The organism is Pseudonocardia nigra (assembly GCF_019396355.1).
GTDB classification, from domain to species: domain Bacteria; phylum Actinomycetota; class Actinomycetes; order Mycobacteriales; family Pseudonocardiaceae; genus Pseudonocardia; species Pseudonocardia nigra.
This window is the reverse complement of the sequence record NZ_JAHKRK010000573.1, coordinates 1-600: the sequence shown is the minus strand read 5'-3', so window position 1 is coordinate 600 and position 600 is coordinate 1. Positions and strand designations below refer to the sequence as shown.

The 600-nt window shown below is 63.5% G+C and carries 1 protein-coding gene; it reads right to left on the bottom strand.

The genetic code is table 11. From position 1 onward, the window contains the following. Positions 1-218, bottom strand: a 218-nt coding sequence (locus tag KME75_RS47435) for a hypothetical protein (RefSeq protein ID WP_219420707.1), incomplete at its 3' end; no start/stop codon positions are given. Positions 219-600: the final 382 nt, after the last annotated feature.

The following is a 600-nucleotide window of genomic DNA, read 5'->3' as shown; positions in this document are numbered from 1 at the left end:
CCGACCGCGCCAACATCGCCCACGCCCGACGAGACCTCCTCAACCGCGACGACGTCTTCACCGCGTACGGCATCTAACTGAATCCGACCAAACCGGACAAAGATCAACAACGCCGGGGCCCTGGCATCCCGGACGGGGTTTATGTCGACAACGGCTCCGCGTTCGTCGATGCCTGGCTGCTGCGGGCCTGCGCGACACTGGGGATCCGGCTGGTCCATTCCACCCCGGGCCGTCCGCAGGGCCGGGGGAAGATCGAACGGTTCTTGTGCGCCACGATGCGACCTGTCGCATCCCCGGCATAGCCGGGAGGAACTCGAAGGGAGGTTTCTGGGTCCAATGGCTGACCTGGAGCCGAAAGGTGAAGGGGACAAGAGCATGCCAGGACAACCAGTGACCGGGTCCAGACGTTTGGGACGGTGCACTGGGGGACCCGCGTGATATGGCGAAAGCTGGATTGCCTGAAGCCCAATCTCCAGAAGATGCAAGTTCACATCCGCCGGAAAGACGTCTGAAACCGGCGCCGGCTCTGCGACGACGTGGAAGTTCCGCCGACGCACCCTTCGGAGCCAGGAGCGATGCCCAATGAGGGCATTCAAGGAG